Annotated in this window: 26 protein-coding genes; 6 read left to right on the plus strand and 20 right to left on the minus strand. The window is 62.1% G+C overall.

Annotated features, from left to right (window positions below; all coding sequences use genetic code 11):
• Window positions 1-2 precede the first annotated feature (2 nt).
• The 3 genes from CHB75_RS07885 to CHB75_RS07895 are packed head-to-tail and all read right to left on the minus strand — an operon-like array spanning window position 3 to window position 2,731.
• Window positions 3-218 (minus strand): phage head-tail joining protein, encoded by a 216-nt coding sequence (locus tag CHB75_RS07885; protein ID WP_089269991.1) that lies wholly within the window; start codon window positions 216-218, stop codon window positions 3-5.
• A gap of 4 nt (window positions 219-222) precedes the next feature.
• The gene (locus tag CHB75_RS07890) at window positions 223-2,223 is read right to left on the minus strand and encodes a phage terminase large subunit family protein (RefSeq protein WP_089269992.1); all 2,001 of its coding nucleotides are present in this window, start codon (window positions 2,221-2,223) and stop codon (window positions 223-225) included.
• A complete protein-coding gene (locus tag CHB75_RS07895; RefSeq protein ID WP_089269993.1) occupies window positions 2,171-2,731 on the minus strand; it encodes a hypothetical protein in 561 nt (186 codons plus the stop codon). Before CHB75_RS07895 ends, CHB75_RS07890 begins: the two co-directional genes overlap by 53 nt.
• A gap of 111 nt (window positions 2,732-2,842) precedes the next feature.
• Between CHB75_RS07895 and CHB75_RS07900 the strand changes: the two genes are divergently transcribed.
• The 3 genes from CHB75_RS07900 to CHB75_RS07910 all read left to right on the plus strand — a co-directional run bounded on the left by CHB75_RS07900 (window position 2,843) and on the right by CHB75_RS07910 (window position 3,944).
• A complete protein-coding gene (locus tag CHB75_RS07900; protein ID WP_089269994.1) occupies window positions 2,843-3,112 on the plus strand; it encodes a hypothetical protein in 270 nt (89 codons plus the stop codon).
• Window positions 3,113-3,117: 5 nt separating this feature from the next.
• Window positions 3,118-3,336, plus strand: coding sequence for a hypothetical protein (locus CHB75_RS07905; RefSeq protein ID WP_089269995.1), 219 nt, complete (start codon window positions 3,118-3,120; stop codon window positions 3,334-3,336).
• Between the two features lie 92 nt (window positions 3,337-3,428).
• Window positions 3,429-3,944: a DUF3489 domain-containing protein gene (locus CHB75_RS07910; RefSeq protein ID WP_089269996.1), complete on the plus strand. Its 516-nt coding sequence runs from the start codon at window positions 3,429-3,431 to the stop codon at window positions 3,942-3,944.
• Here the strand turns inward: CHB75_RS07910 and CHB75_RS07915 are convergent.
• From CHB75_RS07915 to CHB75_RS07995, 17 genes are all read right to left on the minus strand, one after another.
• Window positions 3,926-4,246, minus strand: coding sequence for a DUF7220 family protein (locus CHB75_RS07915; RefSeq protein ID WP_425439494.1), 321 nt, complete (start codon window positions 4,244-4,246; stop codon window positions 3,926-3,928). The two genes, CHB75_RS07910 and CHB75_RS07915, sit on opposite strands and share 19 nt — an antisense overlap.
• Complete coding sequence (locus CHB75_RS22005) at window positions 4,243-4,725, minus strand: hypothetical protein (RefSeq protein ID WP_141135092.1); 483 nt, start codon at window positions 4,723-4,725, stop codon at window positions 4,243-4,245. Before CHB75_RS22005 ends, CHB75_RS07915 begins: the two co-directional genes overlap by 4 nt.
• Entirely contained in the window at window positions 4,679-5,437 is a 759-nt protein-coding gene (locus CHB75_RS07925) for a DNA cytosine methyltransferase (protein ID WP_245840798.1), read from the minus strand. Before CHB75_RS07925 ends, CHB75_RS22005 begins: the two co-directional genes overlap by 47 nt.
• 4 nt (window positions 5,438-5,441) lie before the next feature.
• On the minus strand, window positions 5,442-6,695 hold the full coding sequence (locus CHB75_RS07930; protein WP_089269998.1) for a site-specific DNA-methyltransferase: 1,254 nt from the start codon (window positions 6,693-6,695) through the stop codon (window positions 5,442-5,444).
• Window positions 6,696-7,123: 428 nt separating this feature from the next.
• Window positions 7,124-7,552: a DUF6362 family protein gene (locus CHB75_RS07935; protein ID WP_089269999.1), complete on the minus strand. Its 429-nt coding sequence runs from the start codon at window positions 7,550-7,552 to the stop codon at window positions 7,124-7,126.
• Window positions 7,545-7,745 carry a hypothetical protein gene (locus tag CHB75_RS07940; RefSeq protein ID WP_089270000.1) on the minus strand — a complete coding sequence of 67 codons (201 nt, stop codon included), beginning with the start codon at window positions 7,743-7,745 and terminating at the stop codon, window positions 7,545-7,547. The genes CHB75_RS07935 and CHB75_RS07940 overlap by 8 nt, the downstream gene beginning before the upstream one ends.
• Window positions 7,742-8,278, minus strand: coding sequence for a crossover junction endodeoxyribonuclease RuvC (locus tag CHB75_RS07945; RefSeq protein WP_217898766.1), 537 nt, complete (start codon window positions 8,276-8,278; stop codon window positions 7,742-7,744). Before CHB75_RS07945 ends, CHB75_RS07940 begins: the two co-directional genes overlap by 4 nt.
• Before the next feature lie 432 nt (window positions 8,279-8,710).
• Complete coding sequence (locus tag CHB75_RS07950; protein WP_217898767.1) at window positions 8,711-11,014, minus strand: AAA family ATPase; 2,304 nt, start codon at window positions 11,012-11,014, stop codon at window positions 8,711-8,713.
• Window positions 11,011-11,778 (minus strand): PD-(D/E)XK nuclease family protein, encoded by a 768-nt coding sequence (locus CHB75_RS07955; protein WP_089270002.1) that lies wholly within the window; start codon window positions 11,776-11,778, stop codon window positions 11,011-11,013. The genes CHB75_RS07950 and CHB75_RS07955 overlap by 4 nt, the downstream gene beginning before the upstream one ends.
• Complete coding sequence (locus CHB75_RS22010) at window positions 11,778-12,203, minus strand: DUF6511 domain-containing protein (RefSeq protein WP_245840801.1); 426 nt, start codon at window positions 12,201-12,203, stop codon at window positions 11,778-11,780. Before CHB75_RS22010 ends, CHB75_RS07955 begins: the two co-directional genes overlap by 1 nt.
• A complete protein-coding gene (locus CHB75_RS07965) occupies window positions 12,200-13,891 on the minus strand; it encodes a DEAD/DEAH box helicase (protein WP_089270003.1) in 1,692 nt (563 codons plus the stop codon). Before CHB75_RS07965 ends, CHB75_RS22010 begins: the two co-directional genes overlap by 4 nt.
• Window positions 13,892-13,903: 12 nt before the next feature.
• Window positions 13,904-14,569 (minus strand): hypothetical protein, encoded by a 666-nt coding sequence (locus CHB75_RS07970; RefSeq protein WP_089270004.1) that lies wholly within the window; start codon window positions 14,567-14,569, stop codon window positions 13,904-13,906.
• 14 nt (window positions 14,570-14,583) lie between these two features.
• On the minus strand, window positions 14,584-15,576 hold the full coding sequence (locus CHB75_RS07975) for an ATP-binding protein (protein ID WP_089270005.1): 993 nt from the start codon (window positions 15,574-15,576) through the stop codon (window positions 14,584-14,586).
• The gene (locus tag CHB75_RS07980) at window positions 15,573-16,061 is read right to left on the minus strand and encodes a hypothetical protein (RefSeq protein WP_089270006.1); all 489 of its coding nucleotides are present in this window, start codon (window positions 16,059-16,061) and stop codon (window positions 15,573-15,575) included. The genes CHB75_RS07975 and CHB75_RS07980 overlap by 4 nt, the downstream gene beginning before the upstream one ends.
• Before the next feature lie 44 nt (window positions 16,062-16,105).
• Window positions 16,106-16,471, minus strand: coding sequence for a hypothetical protein (locus CHB75_RS07985; RefSeq protein WP_245840803.1), 366 nt, complete (start codon window positions 16,469-16,471; stop codon window positions 16,106-16,108).
• Window positions 16,468-16,680: a helix-turn-helix transcriptional regulator gene (locus CHB75_RS07990; RefSeq protein WP_089270007.1), complete on the minus strand. Its 213-nt coding sequence runs from the start codon at window positions 16,678-16,680 to the stop codon at window positions 16,468-16,470. The genes CHB75_RS07985 and CHB75_RS07990 overlap by 4 nt, the downstream gene beginning before the upstream one ends.
• A gap of 272 nt (window positions 16,681-16,952) precedes the next feature.
• Window positions 16,953-17,648 carry a hypothetical protein gene (locus CHB75_RS07995; RefSeq protein ID WP_089270008.1) on the minus strand — a complete coding sequence of 232 codons (696 nt, stop codon included), beginning with the start codon at window positions 17,646-17,648 and terminating at the stop codon, window positions 16,953-16,955.
• Window positions 17,649-17,766: 118 nt separating this feature from the next.
• Between CHB75_RS07995 and CHB75_RS08000 the strand changes: the two genes are divergently transcribed.
• From CHB75_RS08000 to CHB75_RS08010, 3 genes are all read left to right on the plus strand, one after another.
• Window positions 17,767-18,426, plus strand: a complete 660-nt coding sequence (locus CHB75_RS08000) for an XRE family transcriptional regulator (RefSeq protein WP_245840806.1) — start codon at window positions 17,767-17,769, stop codon at window positions 18,424-18,426.
• A gap of 102 nt (window positions 18,427-18,528) precedes the next feature.
• Entirely contained in the window at window positions 18,529-20,754 is a 2,226-nt protein-coding gene (gene recD2 / locus CHB75_RS08005) for an SF1B family DNA helicase RecD2 (RefSeq protein ID WP_089270009.1), read from the plus strand.
• Window positions 20,755-20,911: 157 nt separating this feature from the next.
• Entirely contained in the window at window positions 20,912-23,164 is a 2,253-nt protein-coding gene (locus CHB75_RS08010; RefSeq protein ID WP_089270010.1) for an AAA family ATPase, read from the plus strand.
• The last annotated feature ends 10 nt before the right edge of the window (window positions 23,165-23,174 follow it).

Raw genomic sequence — 23,174 nt, forward strand, 5'->3', positions numbered from 1 at the left:
TGTCAGAGCCCCTTTGACGTCGTTACACGCACCTGCCGAACGATCCGTCGTCCCTCGGCGGCCGCAATCTCGCGGTCGAGGGCCTCGATGGCCCGGTCAATCTCCGCGACGCTGCGATAGTCCACCGTCTTTCCGTCGTAACTGACACGCGCCACGCCAGAGGAGCGTTGAACGGCCAACGCCTCGCGGCGGGCACGGAGCTCAGCGGTCGTGGACATCAATTCACCTCATGTAGCTTGAGCGTACGGTTCGCCGCTGTGGTCCCGCGCGCCGAGAAGTGGGCGTAGTGTTTCCCGCCCCGTCCTCAGCCATGTCCTCCGCCGTGATCCCGACCTGTGCTTCCAGATCGGCCCAACGCGCCTCAGACCAGCGATCGGCCCCAAGGATCCACGCGGCAGCGCGGGCATAGACCCGCGTGTCCAGAGCCTCGTTGCGTTCGCGCAGCTTTTGCCATTCCAGCCGAGCGAAGCCGCGCTTGGTGCGCACCGTGATCAGTTGTTCGGCCGTGAATTGCTTCAACCACTCGCCGTCCACCCAGTTTGGCAGGTGGATCGTTCCCGGCGGGCAAAGATGCCCAGCCTCGATTTCCTCCCGCGTCGGTCGGTCCTGGCGCAAATAGCGATAGGTCTCGGTCTTGAAGGTCGAGGTGGCGACCGTCCAAAGCCGCGCCCCGCGCCGCAGCCTTTTGCCTGCAATGGTCGCGTCCACATAAGTCGGGCCAGTGACCGGGCTCGAGCGGTTGAAGCCCTCGACGCCTTTGACAGGGGCAACCTGCGCGAAGCCGACCTGTCGCGACCAGGCATAGACAGCACTGGTCTCGTAGCCGGTATCGATCGCCAGCCGTGCCAACGTCATCTTCTGACCGGAAGCATGCACCCATGTCTGGCCGAGCAAATTGGTCAGTTGCTGCCAGCACGCCGGATCGCCGGGCCCGCCCTCAACGACCAAATGATCGATCAGCCAACTCTCCAGCCCGCGGCCCCAGGCCCAGACATCGACTTCGATGCGATCCTTCTGAACATCCGCTCCCGCAGTCAGGAACAGACCGCCTGTTGGCACAGCGCCAGCATTCCAGGTCTCGCGCTGGTCCGCCAAGCGCTGCCAGTCGGGCGCTTCACCGGTTTCGACCCATGTCTCGCCGAGGATCGTGTTGCGGAACGCCTTGATCGCCTCGTCCGACCCTTGCGCCGCGTCCCATGCGCGCACAATCCGCTCCCAACTCAGCCAGCCGATCGGCGAATAGAGCGCCGAGAGATGATAGCCGACAGTGCCAGGATCGGCGGCCGTCGCAGTCGCGCGCCATTCGCCTGCCTCCAGCATCGCCGTCTTGTTGTGTTCGGCGATGGGTGTCTCACAGCCCTCGCAGTGATACTCCGCCGTTTCCGGACGACCCTTCTGCCAGCGCAGCCGCTCGAACTTCAGCCACTGTTCCTGACCGCAGTGCGGGCATGGCACAAAGAACCGCCGCTGATCGCTTGCCTCGAACTCGCGTTCGATCCGGGAGAGCCCCCGGATTGTCGGGGTCGAAACCAGGAACACCTTGCGCCGATGGGCAAATGTCAGCGACCGCGCTTCGGCCAGCGTGACCGGATCGCCTTCGTCGTCAGCGGAGGCCGGATAGGCATCGACCTCGTCGAGGAAGATGTAGCGCGCGGGTGTCGAGCGCAGACCCACGGCCGAGTTCGCTCCGGTCATGATCAGGATGCCGCCCGCAAACTCCTTCGACAGCATGGTGTTGCCCGCGTCGCGGGAGCGGGCCGGTTTGACCCGCTCCCGCAATTCGGGGCTCTCGTCGATCAGCGGATCGATCCGTTGCCTTGAGTTCCGTTTCGCCAGTTCCACCGTAGGTTGGACCGCCAGCATCGGGCCCGGTGCCTGGTGGATCGCAAAGCCGATCCAGTTGTTCCCGGCCTCGGTTGCGCCGACCTGCGCCGCCTTCATGAAGACGATCCGCTGGGTCGGGTCGCCAGGCGACAGCCGGTCCATGATCTCGGCCATGTAGGGCGTGCGCGCCGTGCGATACCTTCCCGGTTCGGCCGAAGCGCGCCCCGAAAGCATTCGGTGCCGGTCCGCCCATTCGGAAACGGTCAGGTCTGGATCGGGCGTGAGGCCCGCGCCCCAGGCACGCAGGATCTCTGCCGCGCCGTCGAAATCCAGCACATCGTCGGCATCACCGGAGATCGGGTTTGATCTCGGCAAGATCGTCGAGCTGGGCACGGACATGTTTCTCCAGAACCTTCTGCATTGCTGCGGGCTCGACGCCCAGGTCGGCCGCCATCAGCGCCGCAGCTCGCGACGGCCAGTTGACCCAGGTATCGCGCTCCTGCCGCGCCAGCCGGAAGACCAGCGACAATGCGCGGGCCCGGTCGATCAACTCGCCTTTCAGCTTTTGTAACCGGAGGCGGCGCTCCTGCGCCTTTAGCACTTCGTTCGCCGTCTTGGCCTGCAGGAACGTGGTGCCGCTGCCGATTTGTGGCGCCGCTAACCCCTGTTCACGGAGCGTCTCGCCGACTGCGGACACTGCCGCCTCCGAGACAGGCTTGAGTTTTGGCTGCGGCGCTTTCCGGGTCTTCGACGGATCGGTCGCTTCGGCGCGCAAGGCATCGCTGGCCACCGCGTCAATGCTGCCATCGCCGTACAGAACCAGCCGCCCTGTCGCTTTGGCCTTCTGGATTGCACCACGTGAAAGGCCGACGCGGGCGGCATACTGGCGCTCGCTCAGACCCTCCATTGCGTGCTCCGATTATCATTCAAAATCATGTGCTTATGTAGTTGATAAGCCTCCGTACCAGAGCGAACGTGGTCTCAAGAAAAAGATGCAACTCACCACGGAGCCGCCACGATGACCCGCCTGAACCCGCAGACAACGCCCCGCCATCAACTGCGCGCCGAGAAGGCTGCGCGGAACAAGGAGGTGGCCTTGAACGCCTTCATCGGCAAGAAAGCCGAAATCGACGAGATGCTCGTCCGCTTGGCAAGCCTCAGCGACGAGCATTTCAACGCCCACCCCGACGAGATCAACTGGGGCCATGTCGGCACCCTTGAGCATTGCGCCAGCCTCCTGAAGCGCATCACCGACAGCGCCTTCAGCGAAGGCGAGCACGCGGAGTGAGCGCCATGGAAACCAGCACCATCCGCATTGCCATCCGTAAGCTGCCCGATCATTTCGACCGAAGCCGTATCACCACGGTCCTCGACGAAATCGAAAGTGCCCTGATGGACGATGGCGGCGTTTATGTCCGGGCCTACGCCGACAGCATGACGATCACCATCGAGGTTCCGACCAATCAGCTGATCGATGCTGCAACCTGTCTGAAAGACCTCAACCTGATCTGAATTCGGCTCGTTCAGCCCGCAGGCCCGCACTTGCGGGCTTCATCCGGTAGAAGGCGCCGCATCCTGCGTTGCCCGAACACCGGAGAAAACCAATGACCCAGATCCAGCTATCTGACCCACAAGCCATCATCCTGTCCGCCGCCTGCGCGCGGGAAGACGGGGCAGTGTTTCCCGTCACCGCCAGCCTCAAGGGCGGCGCTGTTGGCAATGTCTGCAAGAGCCTCCTGAAGAAGGGGCTCATCGAGGAGATCGCAGCCACGGACCTGAACACGGTCTGGCGGCACGACGAAAAGGGCGGGCCGATAACCCTGCGTTCCACATCGCTAGCTTACAGCGTCCTCGGGATCACCGACGAACCCAACGACAATGCCCCCACCGATAGAACAAGCGAACCCATCCAGCGTCGAAATGGGACCAAACAGGCAAAGCTGATCGAAATGCTCAGCGCTGAGGGCGGCGCGACCATCGAGGACATCATGGTCGCAACCGGATGGCAGTCACATACGATTCGTGGTGCCATGTCCGGCGCGCTGAAGAAGAAGCTCGGGCTTGAGGTCACCTCAGAAAAGACAGAGGAACGTGGACGCATCTATCGGATTGAAGACTGATCCCGCCCTGCTGCACCGCTGAAATCCCGGCGGTAGGGAAGCCGCCGCCGAGCAGAGTCGCCGCTCCTCATGGGCGGCGGCTTCGTCGTTTTGACCCGGATTGCCTCGAAGAGCCGCCGCAGCACATAGGACCGCGCTATGCTCACCACTGTGAACACCGCGCCCATTTTTAGGTTCTGCGCCAGCGTCGTGTGCAGCCCGAAGATCGGGAAGATCAGGATTTGTGTAGCGACGGCGACGCCGTAGCCGACGATCACATTGGCGACGGACTCGACCAGCGACATGAGGCGCGACTGCTTCATGCCACCACCTCATCCATCGCCCAGCAGTTCAGCTGCGAGAGTTCGAAGCGCATGCGCCGCAACCAGGGGGACCACGCCGTTGCCACAGAGGCGAAGCCTGTCCACCCTGTGGGCCAGCCCATCAGCGCCTCGACAAACAGCGGGTTCAAGGTCCGGCGCTGCTCTAAGGTATCGGTCCCAGCCACCTGCGTCACCAGGACCTGGCGGCCAAGCAGGCCGTTCACAGGCGTGTTCGCCAGTGTTGTCGCCCCGTCCTTGTGATCCCGCGCCGTCGGCGTCATCCACATGCGGCTGGCATGGGTCAGATCCGCTGTCTTGCGGTTCCCAGCACTCGGCTTGCACCCGTCGTTCGCCATCGGCGTAGGCCAGTCCCGCGCCATGCCGTCCAGACCCTTCTCGTGCTTCCGGTCTCCGCCCCGGCTCCGAAAGCTGTCAGTCTGCGGCGTCGGCCACATCGCCGCACTCGTTGCCAGGTTCATCCCATGCTTGCCTGCTTCCTGAGACGGCGTTGGTTTCGTCTGCCGGTTCTCGTTGGCACTGGCCCGGGGCGTCGGCCATAGCCGCAACATCTCGGTCCGGTTTCCGCCGCTCGAGCGGGTCCCAGAGCAGGCGCGCGGGGTCGGCCAGTTCGCAGCCTTCGCGGATAGCAAGGATGAACAGCCGCTCGCGTTTGTGGGGCGCACCGACTTCCGCCGCCGTAAGGAGGCCTGCCGCAAGGCGGTAGCCCATGCCGACCAGTCCGCTGGCGACTTCGGGGAAGCCGAGGCGGAGATGATGGGCGACATTCTCGAGGAAGACGAAGGGCGGCTCGCATTCATCAATGATGCGGGCGACATGCGGCCAGAGATGGCGCGGGTCGTCCGCACCTTGGCGCTTGCCCGCGACGCTGAACGGCTGGCACGGATAGCCTGCAGTGATGATATCCACCGCGCCGCGCCAAGGGCGGCCGTTGAAGGTGGCAACATCGTCCCAGACAGGTGCGCAATCCAAGGCCGCATTTTCCATCCGCGCCACGAGAGTGGCCGCCGCGAAGGTTTCCCGTTCGACATGGCCCACAGTTCGATATCCGGGGATGGCGATGGTGAGGCCGAGGTCGAGTCCGCCTGCGCCTGAGCAAAGCGAGAGGCCGAACAGACATGCGTTCTCGTTTCCGGAAGCGCGTCCGGAGGAAGATAAAGCCAGGTCATGCATCGCCTCAAACGTCTTTGTTCTTGATTTTGTTGAACGTCTCGTCTGATCCGGAGAGAACAGCGTGCTTGCCGGTGAACTGCTGCCACCGCTCCACGGCGACATCGACGTATGCCGGATTGAGTTCGATCCCGTAGCAGACGCGACCAGTCGTTTCGGCCGCGATCAGCGTGGTTCCGGACCCCATGAAGGGCTCGTAGACGGCCTGTCCGGGGCTCGAGTTGTTCAGGATGGGCCGACGCATGCATTCGACTGGCTTCTGGGTCCCGTGCACGGTTTCAACATCCTGATCCTTGTTGGCAATCTGCCACAGTGTCGTTTGCTTGCGATCGCCCGCCCAATGGCCCTTGCCGGTTTTTTTCACGGCATAGAGGCAGGGCTCGTGCTGCCAGTGATAATCACCGCGGCTCAGCACCAAGCGATCCTTGGCCCAGATGATCTGGGACCGGATGTTGAAGCCGGAGGCTTCAAGGCTGTCGGCGACAGTGGTCGCATGCAGCGCGCCGTGCCAGACATAGGCCACATCGCCCGGGAACAGCGCCCAGGCCTCACGCCAGTCAGCGCGGTCATCATTCAGCACCTTGCCGGTGCGCCGTGTCGCGGCGGCACCTGCCTTGTTGCGCCAGCCGGGATCGTATTCCACGCCATAGGGCGGATCGGTCACCATCAGGAGCGGTTTCACTTCGCCCAGCAAACGCTCGACATCTGTGGCCACTGTCGCGTCACCGCAGAGCAACCGATGCTTGCCCAGCACCCAGAGATCGCCGGGACGGCTGATCGGGGTTTCAGGTGCCTCTGGAACATCGTCCTCACCCTCTCGGGACGCAGTTTCAGGATCGACCTCTCCAGCCAATAGCGCCTCGAGTTCAGCGTCATCGAAGCCAATGAGCGACAGGTCGTAGTCCTCGGCTAGCAACTCGTTCAGTTCGGCTGAGAGCAGCGCCTCGTCCCAGGTGCCGAGTTCCGTCAGCTTGTTGTCAGCGATCCTGTAGGCCCGGCGCTGCGCCTCAGTCAGATGGCCCAGCACGATAACCGGCGCTTCGGTCAGCCCCAACTGCGTCGCGGCCAGGACGCGCCCGTGGCCTGCGATCAACTCGCCGTCATCAGCGACGAGGCACGGCACGGTCCAGCCGAACTCCGCCATGCTGGCGGCGATCTTCGCGACTTGGTCCGCGCCATGCATCTTTGCGTTTTTCGCGTAGGGCTGAAGCTTGACCAGCGGCCAGGTCTCAATCGCGTCCGGGGCAAAGCTCAGGGTCATGCTGGTCGGTTCGCCTCAATGTAGTGGATGCCCTGGACTCCGGACACCAGCAGCCAGCCTGGACTCCGCAAAGGGTCCAGCGGCCACCGGACGTGTCCGGTTCCAAGGGTCTGTTTTATTGTGGTTTTCAGAAGATCGCGGGTGGATGCCCGCCAGGGTGGCTTCCCAAAAAACCAGCCCTGTCGCTGGCGATATTGCGCGCTGCGCCCCCCCGTATACGTTTGCAGTCAGGAAGGACCCGTACAATCAGTGAGTTAGCAGACTGGGCCCCGGTTCGGACTCTGGGGTCCACCACGAAATCCATCTCGAAAACGTTTGTGCTGTCCCGCACGCGCCTCTCCCGAGTATATCCAACTTATACCCTCGGGAACCGGCTTTTGTCCCTTCGAAAAGTGTCCGGCGGACACTTTCCGATTGGTTACGCAGGTTTACGCCGCACCTGCCAGCTTGATCACTCCCTGTTTCGACAGGTTGCGGTTGAACCGACGGTTGTTAAGGCGCAGCGAAATCACCGACAGCCCGAAAAGCCAGTGCTGGTTGGCTGCGGATCGCTGCAGCCCGACAGCCCAGCAGACTTCCTTCCATCGTGTTCCATAGGCGCGCAGCCAGACGATCTTGCCATCGATCGGATCAAGGCCAACCGTCCAGGTAAGCGTCTCCTCCATCCGGCTGATGGCTTTCGGGGATGGCAGGACGCGCATGGGCTTGGGTTCCTGTTCGACCTTGTCCGCGAAGCTGTACACGAACTCAGGCCAGGTGCTGAAGTAACCCGAAAGGCGCGGCTCGGGCATAAGCTTCAGGACCCATGCGGCTTCGGCCAGCCTGGCTTCGACGATGCTTGGGGTCCAATCAGCCATTGCGCACCTCCCGCCTGTCGGGCCGCTTGCCATACAGTTTCTCGCCAAGCTGACGGATGAGTTCACGCTCCGGCCAGGTCAAGCGATGGTCATTGATGGCAACAGCCAGCAGACCCTGTTCCTTCCAGCCATCGCGCTTGACCTGATCTGGGTCGCGGCGCGTTCCGCCGTAGCCTCGGGGATGCCACTTCATGCGACACCTCCGCCGGTCTCGATGGCCCAGAGCAGGATGGCGATGGCATCGGCCTCGTTGTCGTCTGCAGGGCTGAACCCGCGGGCCCGAGCCGCGTCGATCATCGCCTGCTTCGGTGCATTGCCCTTGCCGGTGACGTGCCGCTTGATGGTGCCGACCGGCACGCCCTGATAGGGCACGCCGCGCAACTCCCCCCAGCTGGTCAGAACAGCCAGCAGCCCACCAAAGACGTGGGCCGCGTCGGTGCCAACGTGTCGGCGGACTTCTTCGAAATAGACCGCTTCGATCGGACCGGACAGCCGATCAATCTCGGTCAGCCAGTTCGTGAAGCGCAGGTAACGCATGCCGCCGCCGTCATAGCGGTTAGGCCGAAACGACACCGTGCCGCTGGTGATCAGGCCATCATAGGCGCGGATGGCCCAGCCGGTGGTGGTGCCCAGATCCAAGGCAAGGAACGTGCGAGCCCGCTCGGGCGGCAGCTGCGTTTTCGGGGTTGCGCCTGCATCGGCACTGGACAGAGTCAGGTTAGCCATGGGTGGTCTCCTTTTTTTGGGGTTGGTTGCTCAGGTGGAAGACGACGGTGGTCATGTGCTTGGCGGTACGGGCCGCCGTCGTCGGATGAAAAGTTTCGAGGGGATGCTTGGGCACACCAACTCCGCAGCCCAAGACGAGCCGAGGGGAAGGAAGTGTCTCCCCCGCGTTTAGCGGGGAGGACACCTTCCCCTTTAGGGGGGGTAAATCCGGGTTTTGTGCTTTAGCGTAACTAACTGAATTCGCTGACAAAAATCTATTTCCCAAAAACCGTTTTGACTGAGCGCAATCCGGGTTCTGGGATTTAGCGCAAGTCTCTGATCTTAATGGGGGATTTCTAAAGCCCAGAAACCACCACCCTAAAAACCGGGCCGGGTTTTGGCAGAAAACCGGCCAATCCGGATTCCTGGACGGGCCCATTTGGATGGGAAAACTCATTCTGAACCCCCGTCCTGATCGACCCAGATCTCCGGATTTTCGACGGGCAGAAGGGCACCGGATTCAGCGCACATGTAGTCAGTTGGGAAGACGCCAACGACCTCGGGAACGACTTCCCCGGTAACGACGTCCATCACCTCGGCATCGGTTTTGAGGCACATACCTTGGACACAGATGTAACCGAATTTCGACTTCGTTGGCTTCAAACCGAGCTTGTCCAACTTCTTGCCGCGGACAAACTTGACGTGGCCTTTTGTCGCCAGAACGTGGAGCCGGTCTGCGATACTGGTCTTGCCTCCGAGGCTGCCCTTGTTCTCAAACTTCGCGGCAAATTGAGTCAGCGTGAACATCTTGCCCCGAGTTGCTTGCTCAGCAATCATTTGCAGGATCACATCCCCCTTGCGTGCCCGCTCCGCATCGTGCTTTGCACCGACGTCCTGGCGCACCAGCCGCTCGTTCATCGGGTTGATTTCGACCCATTGGCCGCCGACCTTGTCGATGACCTTGGGCGGTAGAGCGGGGCCATTGCGCAGCTCGATCTCAAGCTTTCGTTGCGAGCAATCCTCGTCCGGCCGGTGCAGGATCAGGCCGGAGGTGTAGAACCCTCGCAGCGCGCTGGCGCCGGACAGGGCCAGAAAGGGATCGTCCTTTACCTGCTGTTTGCTAAGCTTCTTGGTGTGGTGGACCAGAATTACCCCGCAGTCGGGGTCGATATGGTCGCGCAAAACCTCCACCCGTTCCTTCAGAAAGAACATCATGGCGGTATTGTCGTTTTCGCCGCCGCCATCGGGCCCGCCGTCGAACAGGTTGCGGATTGGATCGATGCAGATGATGTCTACCGGCGCATCAGGAAACGCTGCCTGGATTGCCCCCGCCACACGCACGCTACCCTCGGTGTCGAGCAGCATCTTCAGCTTGGGCGTGGCGACGAAGGTATCGCGCGCGGCGGCCAGCACCTGGGGCGGGAGCGCGATCTGCTTCAGCCGCTCGCGCAGATAGTGATACTGGATCTCCGCCTGCAGATAGAAGATGCGCAGCGGGCGCGGCGGGATGAAGCCGAGGAATGGAACGCCTGCCGCCATGTGCACGAGCCAGGAGATCAGCAGGTCGCTCTTGCCCACCTTGGGTGCCCCGCCCAGCACCAGCAGCCCGCCTGGGGTCAGAACGCGCGGTGCGATGATATCCTCCGGCATAGTGCTGTCATCGTCCAGCAGCGCGCCGAGCGTGAAGGCAGGCATCTCCTGCGGCCCCGGAAGTCCGGAATTCAGCCGGATCAGCGGCGGGCCGTTCTTCTCGATATGCCTGGTCCAGAGACGCTCAGATTCCGCCTTCAGGCGATCCTCCGGCCAACTCGGGCGCAAGGCGGCGGCATTATAGCCACGGATCGCTTCCCATCCTTCATCCGGCGACATTCGTCCATCATGGACCATGCGCAGGAAATGCCCGATGGCAGCGCTTGCCCCGGCAAAGCGGCTCCAGTCATCCTGATCGCCCTGGCGGACCGGGGTGGTCAGCACCGCGTCCAGCGAGGGCTTGCCGGGAGCGGCAGTCCCGGTGCTGGCCATGCCCGCGCCCGGGATTGGCGGCATCTCCGCCACCCGCTCGGCGAAGTCGTCAAGGTCGACTTCGATGCCGTGGTGTTCACGGATTTGCACCAGGCGCTGATGCCCGTGCTTGTGATAAACCGAACCTGCCACCCGGATCGGCTGGTGGGCGGACCGAAAATGTGTGTCGCCGCCAACCTTGAGAGCAATCTCACCGCGCAGGCGGCAAAGCTCGGCCAGGGCCGGTCCCTCGGCGGGTTCGGTCATCCGCCACCAGACATGCAGCTTGTTGGCGCCTTCTGACGTGCGCCCGCCGCTTTCGATGATCAGGGTGGGCTGGCCAAGATGGTGCAGCAGATGGTCAAGCTTGGCGGGGATATCGCCTGCATCGAGATCGACGACCAGCGCCTGCATCTGCAGCACATCGGCGGACTTGGCCTGTCCGGCGGCCGTGACCGTGCCGGGGATCACATAGACGGCCGCCCCTTCGCGCGAGGCCCAATTGGCAAAGGTCGCGAGCTTGCCCGGCGCGGTCGTATCGGCGTCGATCCAGATATTGTGCGGCCGACCCTCCTTGCCCTGTCCCATGTCGACAAAGCCCCGAACCGGGATCTGGCCCTCGCAATAGCCGAACACGACGTCGACGAAGGTTTCGATCTGGCTGGGATCCGGCTCGACGTCGAACGGATCCTCGATCGAAGGCGCGTCGTTGAAATCCTGCCAGGGGCTGAAGTGGATGATGTTGTCGTCGCTCATGCGGGCAACTCCCAGCAGCGATCTGCCCAGGCGCAGAAGCGGCATTCGAAGAAATCGCGATGTTGGGCGACGCGCGGCAGCAACTCGCCTGCGTCCGTGGCCCGCAGGATCCGAACGCCGCGGTCGGACATGCGTTGCGCCAGATCGGCATCGAACGGCACCAGCTCGTGGTGCATCTCCGCCGTGTCCTTGTTGATGGCGGTAAACACGGCTGGTGCGGCACTGATGCCGGGCACCGTTGCCTCCATGTAGGCCTGATACAGCGCGATCTGGGCGGCATAGACGGGCTTTGACTTGGTCACACCCTCCTTGACGCAGGCACGCCAGTTCTTGGCGTTCATGGTTTTGCATTCCCAGAGCGCGGGAATGGCCAGCCCGAGACCTTCTGGCCCCGCGGCAATGATGCCATCGACATGGCCGCGGATGCGCCCGTCGGCGACAGAGAAGCCGAACTGGCCACCATCGGGGCGATTGCCCTTGCGGGTGTAGAGATCGAAACCCGCGCCGCGCAGCCACGCAACCGCCAGATCCTCGAGCGCATGACCGATGGCGAAGATGCGCAGCAACTGCCCGGAGAATTCCTGGCCCTCGTCTTTCGTTGCGTGCGTGAACTCGAACTGCAAGGCGCGTTCGCAGGCGTGGCCAAGGCGCGAACCGCCGAGATAGTCGCGCGGAGTGCGTACGGCATTGTCAGCGGTTAGCGACGCATCGACAGCGGCATTCACCTTCTCGGCGAAGCTGGGGCGGTGATTATAGTCCAGCATCAGAACGGCACCTCCTGGGATTTCGCGATGCGCGACATCTCGGCGCCGTAACCTTCCAGCACCTCCTCGATCAGCGCGGTCACGTCGGTTTCGTTCAGATCGCACAGGCGCTTGCTCCAGCCGATCTGGTCCATGGTCTGGCCGAGGCGCTTCATCACGAGCGCGATGGCGAGACGTTCCTCGTCAGTCATTCCAATCATGGTCAGTCCTTTTCTGAAGCGCATGGCGAAGAGCCCCTGGCAGGGCATCGAGCAGAACCAGCGGTGCTCGCGCGGGCGCGGCGTGTTGGGGTTGAAGAAGCCGAAGCCGCGCGCCGGGCGCAGGCAGACGGCACAGGGCATGAAGCGTGGATGCCAGTTTGGATCAGAGCCCGGGCGATCCGCAGCCTCTGTGGCCGGGGATGGGATTTGCGCGACATGGCTCATGCGGCCCTGCGCTGTTCAGGAGCGACGGCCAGGATCAGGTGACGGATCGCCCGCTTGTTGAAGGTGAAGGTCATCAGCGCGGAGGCGTGATAGCGGGTCAGGCCGTAATCCTGCCGATAGGCGGGCGGCAGATATTGCAGCTGTTTTTCCGTGGCGGCCTGGTTCAGCCAGCCGCGCGTCTTGAAGGCGCTTTCGTCGGACTCGACCTCGTTCAGCCAATCGTCGGCTTGCGCGAGGCAGACGGTTCGTTCGCCGATGCCCAGCAGGCGGGGGCTTTGGCCCTTTGCGCCGCCGACCGCATGCCATCGGCCGTCGAGGAAGAAGATGCCGCCCCAGGCGTTGAACCCATTGGCCATCAGCGCGTCGTCGGACCCGAACAGATCGATCCAAGCAAAGCTAGACCGCTTCAACAGATCGATCTCCGTCATGATGAAGCCGCTCAAATCGGCACGGTCGGCTGCCTCGGCCTCGCCGTCTTCATTACCGCCAAAAACCTCGCCGCAGAGCGGGCATTCAAAGCAGGCCAGCGGAATGTCGGCCCCGCAACCCGGGCAGAGTTTGGTCGGGGCCTCGCCAGTCTCAGTCTTGCCGTCGAGATCGACATCCTGCTCCAGCGTACCGTGGATCAGGCTCGACGTGCCAAAATCCAGCACCACGCAGTCAGTCTTGATGACGCCGGGGTGTTCCTCCGGATCGATGGTGCGCAGCCCACGGCCCACCATCTGGATCATGGTCGATTTGTAGGAGGACGGGCGCAGCAGCACGACGCAGGAGGTCGGCGGGTGATCCCAACCTTCCGTGAGCACCGCCACGTTGACGATGACGCGGATTTCTCCCGTGGCGTAGGCGGCGAGAATGTTGCGTCGTTCCTCGCTTGGCAGATCGCCATGGATCAGCGCGGCTGGCACATCAGCGGCGTTAAAGGCCTCAGTGACATGCGCGGCATGGGCGACGGTGGAACAGAATACGACCGTCTGACGGTCACCCGCCTTTTCCTTCCAGTGGCGGATGACCTCGTCGGTGACCGGCGCGCGGTCCATGATCGACGCGACCTTTGCCATGTCGAAATCCGCCAGCGACTTGCGGACCGATTTCAATTCTTCCTGCACGCCAACATCGATCACAAAGGTACGCGGCGGCACGAGGTGCCCCGAGGCGATCAACTCACCCAGCCGCACCTGATCGGCGACATTGTCGAACACCTCGCGCAGGCCTTTCTTGTCGCCGCGGTTCGGGGTGGCCGTGACGCCGAAGATCCGGGCGTCGGGGTTGGCATCGCGGACCCGGTCGATGATGCGGCGGTAGCTGGCCGCCACCGCGTGGTGGGCCTCGTCGATGACCAGCAGGTCCAGCACGGGCATGGCGGCCAGATTGGCCTCGCGCGCCAGGGTCGGAACCATCGCGAATGTCACCCGGCCCGCCCACGACTTGGAGCTCGCATCGACCACCGACGTAGTCAGGCCTGGATTGACCCGAGCAAACTTGCCCCGGTTCTGATCGGTCAGCTCGTCGCGGTGGGCCAGCACACAGGCCTTGGCGGCGCTGTCGCCGATCACCTCACCCGTGACCGCCGACAGCATGATCGTCTTGCCCGCGCCGGTCGGCGCGATACCCAGCGTGTTGCGGTGGGTGCCAAGCGCAGCAAGGCTGCGCTCAACGAAGGTTTTCTGACGGGGACGCAGCCGCATGATCGCTTCCCCTCACTCGGCCCAGCTGGGACGCCCGGAAAAACCGGGGGCCGCAGGAGTTTGCGGTGTCTGCGGTTGCGGCGCGGGTGCGCTGTAGCCCTGAGCCGGGGCGACATGGCCCTGCTGAGGCGCACTGGCTGCCGGGGGGTGGCTGTATCCCTGGGTTGGGGCAGACCCAACATGCCCCATCAGCTGGGCATAATCGCGGTGGCTGGGTGTGACAGCGCTGCGAACTTCGTTCTTGTCCTCGCCATTGGTGTCGGACCCGATGTCCATCCGGGCGATGAATTCGATCCCGTCCAGTTCGACAAAGCCGCTGATCCGGCGTTGGGCCTGTGCTTGTGCCGAGTTGTCCTTGTCGGCAATGCCACGCGCCGAGTTCAGGATGCCCTTGACCAGGCCGCGCCCGGCATTGCCCCAATCCGGGCCCTTCGGGCTGTAAAGCCCGATCAGCGACCAGATCTTGCGCTTGGCGTAAGGTCCCTCGAGCACGGTGTATTCGGCGTCGAGATAGACCGCCCCGGTGGCACCGCGTTTGGCATAACCACCGGTCCAGCCCTGTGATGGATCATCAAAACCGCCCGGGCGGATCGTCAGGCGCACCTTGGCCAGCGTGCCCTTGGGGATCACGTCGCTGTTGGAGGTTGCGTCGTTGAAGTCGTTCCAGAGTCCAGTCATCGGGTTTGTCCTTTTCAGTTTGCAGTCGGGGTGTTGGAGGGGCCGGGGCCGTCGGCCACCGGCAGCTTGGGCAGCACTGGCGGTTTGAAGGTCAGGCGACGCTCCGCAGCGATCAGAGGGCCACGGATCTTCTCCATGAGCTGACCCAGATGCGGGGGTTCCAGCAGCGCAAGCCGACCTGAGCGGTCCTTGGCGGGATAGCCCCAGGGGTTCAGCGTCTGGCAGACAAAGCCGCGTTGGGGCTGACCCTGCACATCGGGCACATCAATCATGGTGATGACCTGATCGACGATTCCAGGCAGCTCGAGGCCGGTCTTGGAGCCGTCGATCTGCGGCACGAAGATCTTGCGATTGAAGTCGTCGAGCTTCTGGTCGAGGATCCCCACGAACCAGACGTTCTTGCCGCGCGTGTGCTGCAGATGCGTGAGCCAGGCGATCATCTCGCGGCCATGCAGACCGTAAGCGCCCCGCACATCCGGCTTGCCGGTCTTCTCCGACATCGCCTCGGGCTGTCCCTTGCACCACTGAAAGCAGAGCCGCCCCGCCACGGTGATCGAGTCGATGAAGACCGTGTCGTATTTACCGAGCACGGCCGGATCGCTAAACCGACCGCAGACCTCGTCATAATGCGCCTGGCTGTAGGGCTGTTCGCCGCGCAGCGCCGGATTGGGCCCGCCAATGAAAACCGCGAAGTCGCGGCATTCCTTCCAGGTGCGCGGGCGGATCACGTCGATGGCAAGACCCTCGATCGCCAGATCCCCGGCTTCGAGATCGAAGAACAGCGTCGTGGTCGCCATCAGCGTCCACAACAGCGTTGTCTTGCCAATCCCGGAGGGGCCGAAGATCACGCCCTTGATGCCGCGCGTCTCGGCCAGCCGCTGATCGGCCGTGATGATGGGCAGCGCGCCGGTCACAGCCCGGGTCCTTTCGGGGATGGGTTTGGCAGCAGAGGATGGGAACGCTCGCGAGGGGACGTTTTCAGCCGTGCTGAGAGGAAGCGACGTCATTGCTGTTCCTCCGCCGGGATGAGCGTGACGGACAAGGTGCCAGTGCGAACGGTGCGCGCAGGCTCAAAACCCTCCCGAATGGCATCGGGCCAGGCGCCATATTTGCGCTCAGGAACCTTGTAGGCGATGTCGACATACTGGGTAGGATCGTCCCCGGCCTCGATGATGCGCGCGACCATGGAAGCCAGCTTCGCCTGGTTCCAATCAACCCGTTTCGGGAGATCAGCCACGATGGTGCAATCCCCGTCTTCAAAGCGGACGGTTCCGGTGTCTTTGCCGGAGACGCGGCGTTCCTCGGCGGCGCGCGGAGCGTAACGAACCTCAAGTGCCGCGTTGAACCGTGCGGAAACGGTTTTCATCTGTTTGCTGGCGGCGCTGATTTCTCGCTGCATTTCTGCAAGCAGATCCGGCGACAGCAGAGCAATCTCGTGCAGCGGAAGACTCAGCAGGTCATCAACGCTCGGTACGTTTTCGGGAAAGGGCATGGGGTTCACTCTATTTTTGTGGATTTTGGATTGGGGCGCAGACATCAGGCCGCCATGCGCTGAAGCAGGCGGACCGACAGAGCGCCGGGCAGCTTTGGCTTGCGCCGGGCGACGGCGATGTAGGCGAATTGGCCAGGGCCAAGACGGGCCTGCACGAGATGGACGAGGTCCTGTTCGGCGGCGCGCATGGCCGCGGCGGCAACGCCCCGCAGGGTGCGCTGGTGGCCCGGAGGCAGGTCCGACAACAGCGCCATCGCATCGAACGCCAGGAAGCCGCGGTGATACACCAACCTCTCGCCAGCCATCGCCTGCGCAACCCAGGCGCAGAAATCAATCTCCCCGATGCCAGGATTATCCGAGGGAGGCTGCGACGCTCCCACGCCGGGTATGACTGCGTGGAGGCGACTCATGCCCTCGACCCTGCGGCAGGAACATGCGCGGTGCTCTGGCGTTCCCGAGCCTGTTCATAGGCCAGGATGTCCTCGATCCGGTAGACTACGCGCCCGCCGAGCTTCAGATAGGCAGGGCCTTCCCCCTTCCAGCGCCAGCGCTCGAGGGTGCGCGGGCTGATATGCCAGCGGTTGGCCAATCGCGATTGATTTAGAAATGTGTCTGACATCGGCGTCTCCATCGGGATGTGATGGAGCAGTGATGCCAATCCCTACGTATGCGGTCGTCTCACATGTGGGATGCGCTTTTAGTTTTCTTTGAGCCTTGTTTGTTCAAGAGAATTTCCATCCGGACAGACAAGCGCATACGAACGCGTACAAGCGCCCACCAGGTGCAGTCGGGATGCATACGAGATGCAGACCGGCTCGGGCCTTCAGGCCGAATCCCCAGAATCAAAAAAGCCCGCCATCAAGGCGGGCAGGACCCGGTGTATCGGGCCGATCAGGCGCTGCGGGTCAACCAGACGACAAAGGCCGGGTCGAGATAATACCATCCGCGACGACCGGAGGTCCTGAGCAAGAGCCGGGTCCACGAGGGCTTGCGGCTGAAGAGGCTGCCGATCCGCTGCGATGCCGATCCGGCGGCTTTCAGAATTTCGAGGTAGTGCTGATCTGGTGCCCCGGCACGGGCAGCGTTCAACGCGAATTCCAGTGCGCGTGCCTGCTGGAATGTGAATGCAAACTCCTCGCCGTCATAAACGAACTGCCTGAAATCAAACGCGTCCTTCCCAGAGGAATCGCTTTGGTTCAGTACATTGCGCTGGATCAGATCAAAATGCTCCCGGCGCACCAGCGTATCGGCATGGGACAGGAGCAAGCCGTCACCACCCCGCAGGCTGAGGCGGATGCTGTCCGGCAGAAAGACATCCGTGACGACGGCCTGGCCGTCGCGGACGAGAAGAAACGCGTCACGCAGCGAAAGGTCGGCAAGCCCGTTGAACACCCGCTCCTCGAACGGGACCCACATCGGTTCCCCTTCCTGCGTCTCCTCCATGCTCGACAGGCGGGCCCGCTGCGCCACGAGCCGAACCGACAGTTTCAGCGTCCCATTAGCAACGAGATACCGGATCTCCGCATCTGTGATCCCCCACTCATCTGCGACCTCACCAAGTTCAAAACAGTCCCGCTCGATACGCATGCCAACGATTCCCTTCGCCCCCCTTTGTTCTACTTTTGTTCTATAATCTTGACAGGCGCGTCGCAATCCTGTTTTTTCCACAGGACCACCAATGTTGGGGATAAAGATGTCAGTGCAAATGCACGAACGGCTCAGAGCGCGGATACGCCAACTTGGCATGTCGGTTGCAGACGTGGCGCGAGAAGCGGGCGTCAACCGATCCTTCGTTTATGACATCCTGCGCGGCAAGTCGCTGGTGCCCAATCTCGAGAAACTCACCCGAATTGCAGGTGTCGTGAAGGTCGAGCTCGAATGGTTGCTGACCGGTAAGGGCACGGTCCACGGCGATGATCCGATCACCGACGACTACCACAACGAGTTCGTTGCGATCCAGTATGTCGCAGTGCGTCCGTCGATGGGTGGCGGCGCCGTGGTGGAGCAGGCCGAGGAACGCTCCGGTCGAGATTTCCATTTCCGCAGGGCCTGGATCCGGGATCGCCTGAAAGCCGCGCCATCCATGCTGCGCGTCATGGCCGTGCAGGGCGACAGCATGTTGCCGACGCTCAATGACGGAGACACGATCCTGGTCGACATGAACCAGCGCAACCCGTCCCCTTCCGGAGTATTCGTCTTGCATGATGGCATGGGGCTGGTGGCCAAACGGCTCGAGCATGTTCCCATGAGCGAGCCGCCGCGCGTGCGCATCATTTCGGACAATGCGCGCTATTCGCCGTATGAATGCACGTCAGGAGAGGTCAACATCATTGGCCGTGTGCGATGGTACGGACGCGAGATGTGAGAGGCCGCCGGGAGATGAGCGGCGATCGCGGGAGCCTCATTGCTCGCCATGTAGCAATCGTGGAACGGGAGCGAGATGGAAGAGAGCCGTAAGGATCGGGGCATGCGGGAGGCGCCAGCGGCCTTCGTTGCCGCAGGTGATCAGCGGCATGAGGTTCTTGCCGGGCTCGTAGAACGTGTGACCTACCACAACCAGGACTCCGGCTTTTGCGTGCTGCGCTTGAAGGCGCGCGGCCACCGCGATCTTGTCACGACCATCGGCCACGCGGCGATGATATCCGCCGGGGAATGGGTGACAGCGTCAGGCGACTGGACCAATGATCATACCCACGGCCTGCAATTCCGCGCACGGTTCCTGAAGACCTCCGCGCCAACATCTCTGGACGGCATCGAGAAATACCTGGGCTCAGGCATGATCCGGGGCATCGGGCCGGTATACGCCAAACGGATGGTCAAGATGTTCGGCAAGGACGTGTTCGACCTGATCGAGGCCGAGCCCGCGCGATTGCGGGAGGTCGAGGGCATCGGACCGAAACGCGCTGACAAGATCACGTCCGCCTGGGCCGATCAGAAGGTCATCCGCGAGATCATGGTGTTTCTGCACAGCCATGGGGTCGGAACTGCCCGGGCTGTGCGCATCTTCAAGACCTATGGCGTCGACTCCGTGCAGGTGATGAGCGAGAATCCCTACCGCCTGGCGCGGGACATTCGCGGCATCGGGTTCCGAACGGCGGACCTCATTGCCGAGAAGCTAGGGATCGAAAAGACCGCGACGATCCGTGTGCGCGCCGGGATTTCCTATGCTCTCACCGAAGCGATGGGCAACGGTCACTGCGGCTTGCCGCTTGCGGAACTGATCCCGCAGTCCACCAAACTGCTCGAGGTTTCCGACGATCTGATCCAGACGGCCATCGATCTGGAACTGGCCGAGGGCACCGTGATTGCCGACACGGTGTCCGATACCCCCTGCGTGTTCCTGAGCGGGCTTTATCACGCAGAGAAAGGTGTCGCCGACCGGTTCCGCAATCTGGTCTCGGGCCCGCGTCCCTGGCCAGAGATTGATGCCGACAAGGCGCTCCCCTGGATCGAAAAGAAAACCGGTCTGACCCTCGCCCCGAGCCAGACCGAGGCCATTCGTCTTGCGCTTCGCTCCAAGGTCATGGTGATCACCGGCGGCCCCGGCGTCGGCAAGACCACCATCGTCAATTCGATCCTGCAGATCCTGGCAGCGAAAGCGGTCACGCTTTTGCTGTGCGCCCCGACCGGGCGGGCCGCCAAGCGGATGAAAGAAGCGACGGGCATGGAGGCAAAGACCATCCACCGCATGCTGGAAATCGACCCAAAGACGTTCGGTTTCAAGCGCAACGAAGAAAGCCCGCTCGAGTGCGATCTGTTGGTCGTTGATGAAAGTTCGATGGTCGACATTTCCCTGATGCATTCGCTGCTCAAGGCAGTGCCAGATCATGCGGCGGTCCTGATTGTCGGAGACATCGACCAGTTGCCTTCCGTCGGCCCTGGACAGGTACTGGCCGACATCATCGGATCGGACGCGATTCCGGTTGTGCGCCTGACGGAAGTGTTCCGACAAGCCGCCCAAAGCCAGATCATCACCAATGCCCACCGCATCAACCAGGGCCAGATCCCGGACCTAGCCAAGCCGGACGGCGAGAGTGATTTCTATTTTGTTCCGGCCGAGGACCCGGATCAGGCCGTCGCGCGCATTCTGGACTTGGTCAAGAACCGGATCCCGAAGCGCTTCGGCCTGGATCCAGTTCGCGACATCCAGGTTCTTTGCCCGATGAACCGGGGCGGTGTCGGTGCCCGCTCTCTCAACATTGAACTTCAGGCTGCGCTGAATCCCTCCGGTGACAACAAGGTGGAGCGCTTTGGCTCGACCTTCGCGCCGGGCGACAAGGTCATGCAGATCGAGAACGACTACGACAAGGAGGTCTACAATGGGGATATCGGCTACGTTGAGGGCGTCGATCTCGCCGAAGGTGAGCTGACCGCCAGCTTTGACGGTCGGACCGTGACCTACCTGTTTGGGGAACTCGACACGCTGGTGCTGGCTTACGCCGCGACGATCCACAAAAGCCAGGGGTCCGAATACCCGGCTGTCGTCATCCCGGTCCTGACGCAGCACTACGCCATGCTTCAGCGCAATCTGCTCTATACTGGAATTACCCGAGGCAAACGCCTGGTGGTGATTGTCGGTCAGCGCAAGGCGGTGGCCATCGCGGTGAAGAACGTGTCAGGACGGCGGCGCTGGTCCAAGCTGGATGAGTGGCTTGGACGCTCTCAGGCAACCGCAAGCCAAATCATGGAATGATTCCTCGTTTCGCGATGCGAAGAGGGCGGGAAGCGGACAGATGCAGGCGCGACATTGCACTCATTGGAGAAGCCGCTAGGGTGCAAATTCAAAGAATTAGCAGCGAGCTGCGCTGGCGAATTCAACATTAAAATTCTGCCGATCGGAGCGATAGAATATGTCACGATTCAATCCTCACAAAGATTTCTCTCCGATCTATGGCGCCGCAGTTGAATGGAAAGACCGTAGCCTTCTTGCGGATGGCTCAGTGTTGTCAAGCCACGAAAGCCTCTGGTCGATGGCTTGCCTTGACGAGCTCGACCAAAGGTTCGTGAAGAACCTCGACGCGGGAGAGGGCGATTTCCTATCAAAGTTGAAGGTGCAGCTATCGGAAGGCTCACCAGATTGCCGCCGGTTGATGGCCGAGTGCTTATGGTTGTTGCTCCTCTTTCCGTCGAATATCGGCGCTGCTAAAAAACGTGAAACTGTGTGCGAGATCTGGTCCTGGTCAGGAGAGGATCTGGATGCGACCCACCCGCTTCTGGATGATATGGTCCTGGAGGGGATCGGCTCAGCTGGAACAGCCTACAACACGCACAGGTGGCGCGAGCTGGTTTTCCTGATCGGTGCGCTGCGCGATTTTAAGCGTCATGATGCCGCCGCCCGTAAGGAAATTGTCTCGGACCCATTGGCATTTTCAGGTTGGCTGAGCGGCTTACCGGAAGCGCGCCAAAGGCAGCTGATCCATATTCTTTCGCACCTCCTGTTTCCTGACAGCTTCGAGCGCGTTAGTTCAGAAGGCGATAAGCGCCGGATTCTTGCTGGGTTTGGTGACGCACCCGAAAGGGAAATCCGGAAGTGGAGCACCACTGAAATTGACCGGGCCTTGCTCGACCTGCGCCGTCGTCTCGAAGAAGAGCACAGCGCCGAATTCGACTTTTACGAAGAAGAGTTTGAGTCACAGTGGAAGACCCATACCAGGAACTGGCTTCTCAGTTGGAACCCTTCGAAATGGAACTGGGACACCTTGGCTGCGGACAGGGCAACTACCATCGCCAACGAAAAAGCCGACAATCGATGGCGCTGCGGATCGTCGAAGCCTCGCGAAGGCGACCGCGTCTTTCTGATGCGGACGGGTACAGCGCCTAAGGGCGTCGTCGCTGTTGGCAAGGTAACCCGCGCGCCTTATGAGGCCGCGCACTGGGACGAAACGCGCAAAGAAGCAGGCGATACGACGCGGTTCATCGATGTTGCTTTCGATGCCGTCCGGGATGCGACGTCCGACCCCATCGTGACACTCGAAGATCTTGAACGCCTGGAATCTGGTCAGGAGTGGAACCCGCAATCCTCGGGAATCGAGATCAAGAGCAAGTCTGCACGGACGCTCGAGAGGCTCTGGAAGTCGCTGTCCCCGATTGCTGGATCGTCCGCAGTCACCGGAGAGATCGCCGCCGTTCTGAAGCCAACACGCCCGACCGGGGAGGCCTTGAATCTGATCCTCTACGGCCCGCCCGGAACCGGCAAGACCTATCGGCTGATGAACGACTATCTGCCAGACTACCAAGAACCGGCGGCAGACCGCTTCGAGTTCATCACGTTCCATCAGAGCTATGCCTACGAAGATTTCGTAGAGGGTATTCGCCCGGTGACCGAGAATGGCGTCGTCACCTACGAGGTTCGGCCGGGGGTGTTGAAGCGGCTCTGCGAACGGGCGCGCCAGTCTCCGGACAAGCGTTTTGCCCTCTTCATCGACGAGATAAATCGTGGCAACATCGCCAAGATCTTCGGCGAGCTGATCTCGCTGGTAGAGGTAGACAAGCGCATCGTGACCGATGGCTCAGGCAAGAGAGTACCCGGATGCAATGGCTTGGAAGTAACGCTGCCCTACTCTGGCGAGCTGTTCGGCGTGCCAATGAATGTCGATGTGATCGGCACTATGAACACTGCAGACCGCTCAATCGCGCTCCTGGACAGCGCACTTCGTCGTCGTTTCCGGTTCGAGGAACTCACACCCAAGCCAGAGCTTCTGGGCACTGTGGAGGACGGCGTTGGAGGCACGATCGACTTGCGGCAGCTGCTCGGCGCATTGAATGCGCGCCTTTGTCGCTTGTTGCATCGTGACCAGACGCTGGGGCACAGCTACCTCTACAAGGTGAAGTCGTTCGATCAGCTACGGAGGGTGCTTGCGCGCGAAATCCTCCCATTCTTGCAGGAGGCCTTCTACGACGATTGGCGTCAGATCCGGCTCGTACTGGCCGACCAGGCTGTGGGCGAGGAATTTCAGCTCGTGCGCGCGCACACGGAAAGGGCCGATTACCTGTTCCCGGGAGCCGACCCGAACGAAATTGGCGATAGCGCGGTGTTCGAAATCGTCCGTGAGGATGACATCTCACCTGACGCGATCCGCAAGATCTATGAGCCACCGGAATGAGGTCGCTGAC

It is taken from the genome of Puniceibacterium sediminis (assembly GCF_900188035.1).
GTDB classification, from domain to species: Bacteria; Pseudomonadota; Alphaproteobacteria; order Rhodobacterales; family Rhodobacteraceae; genus Puniceibacterium; species Puniceibacterium sediminis.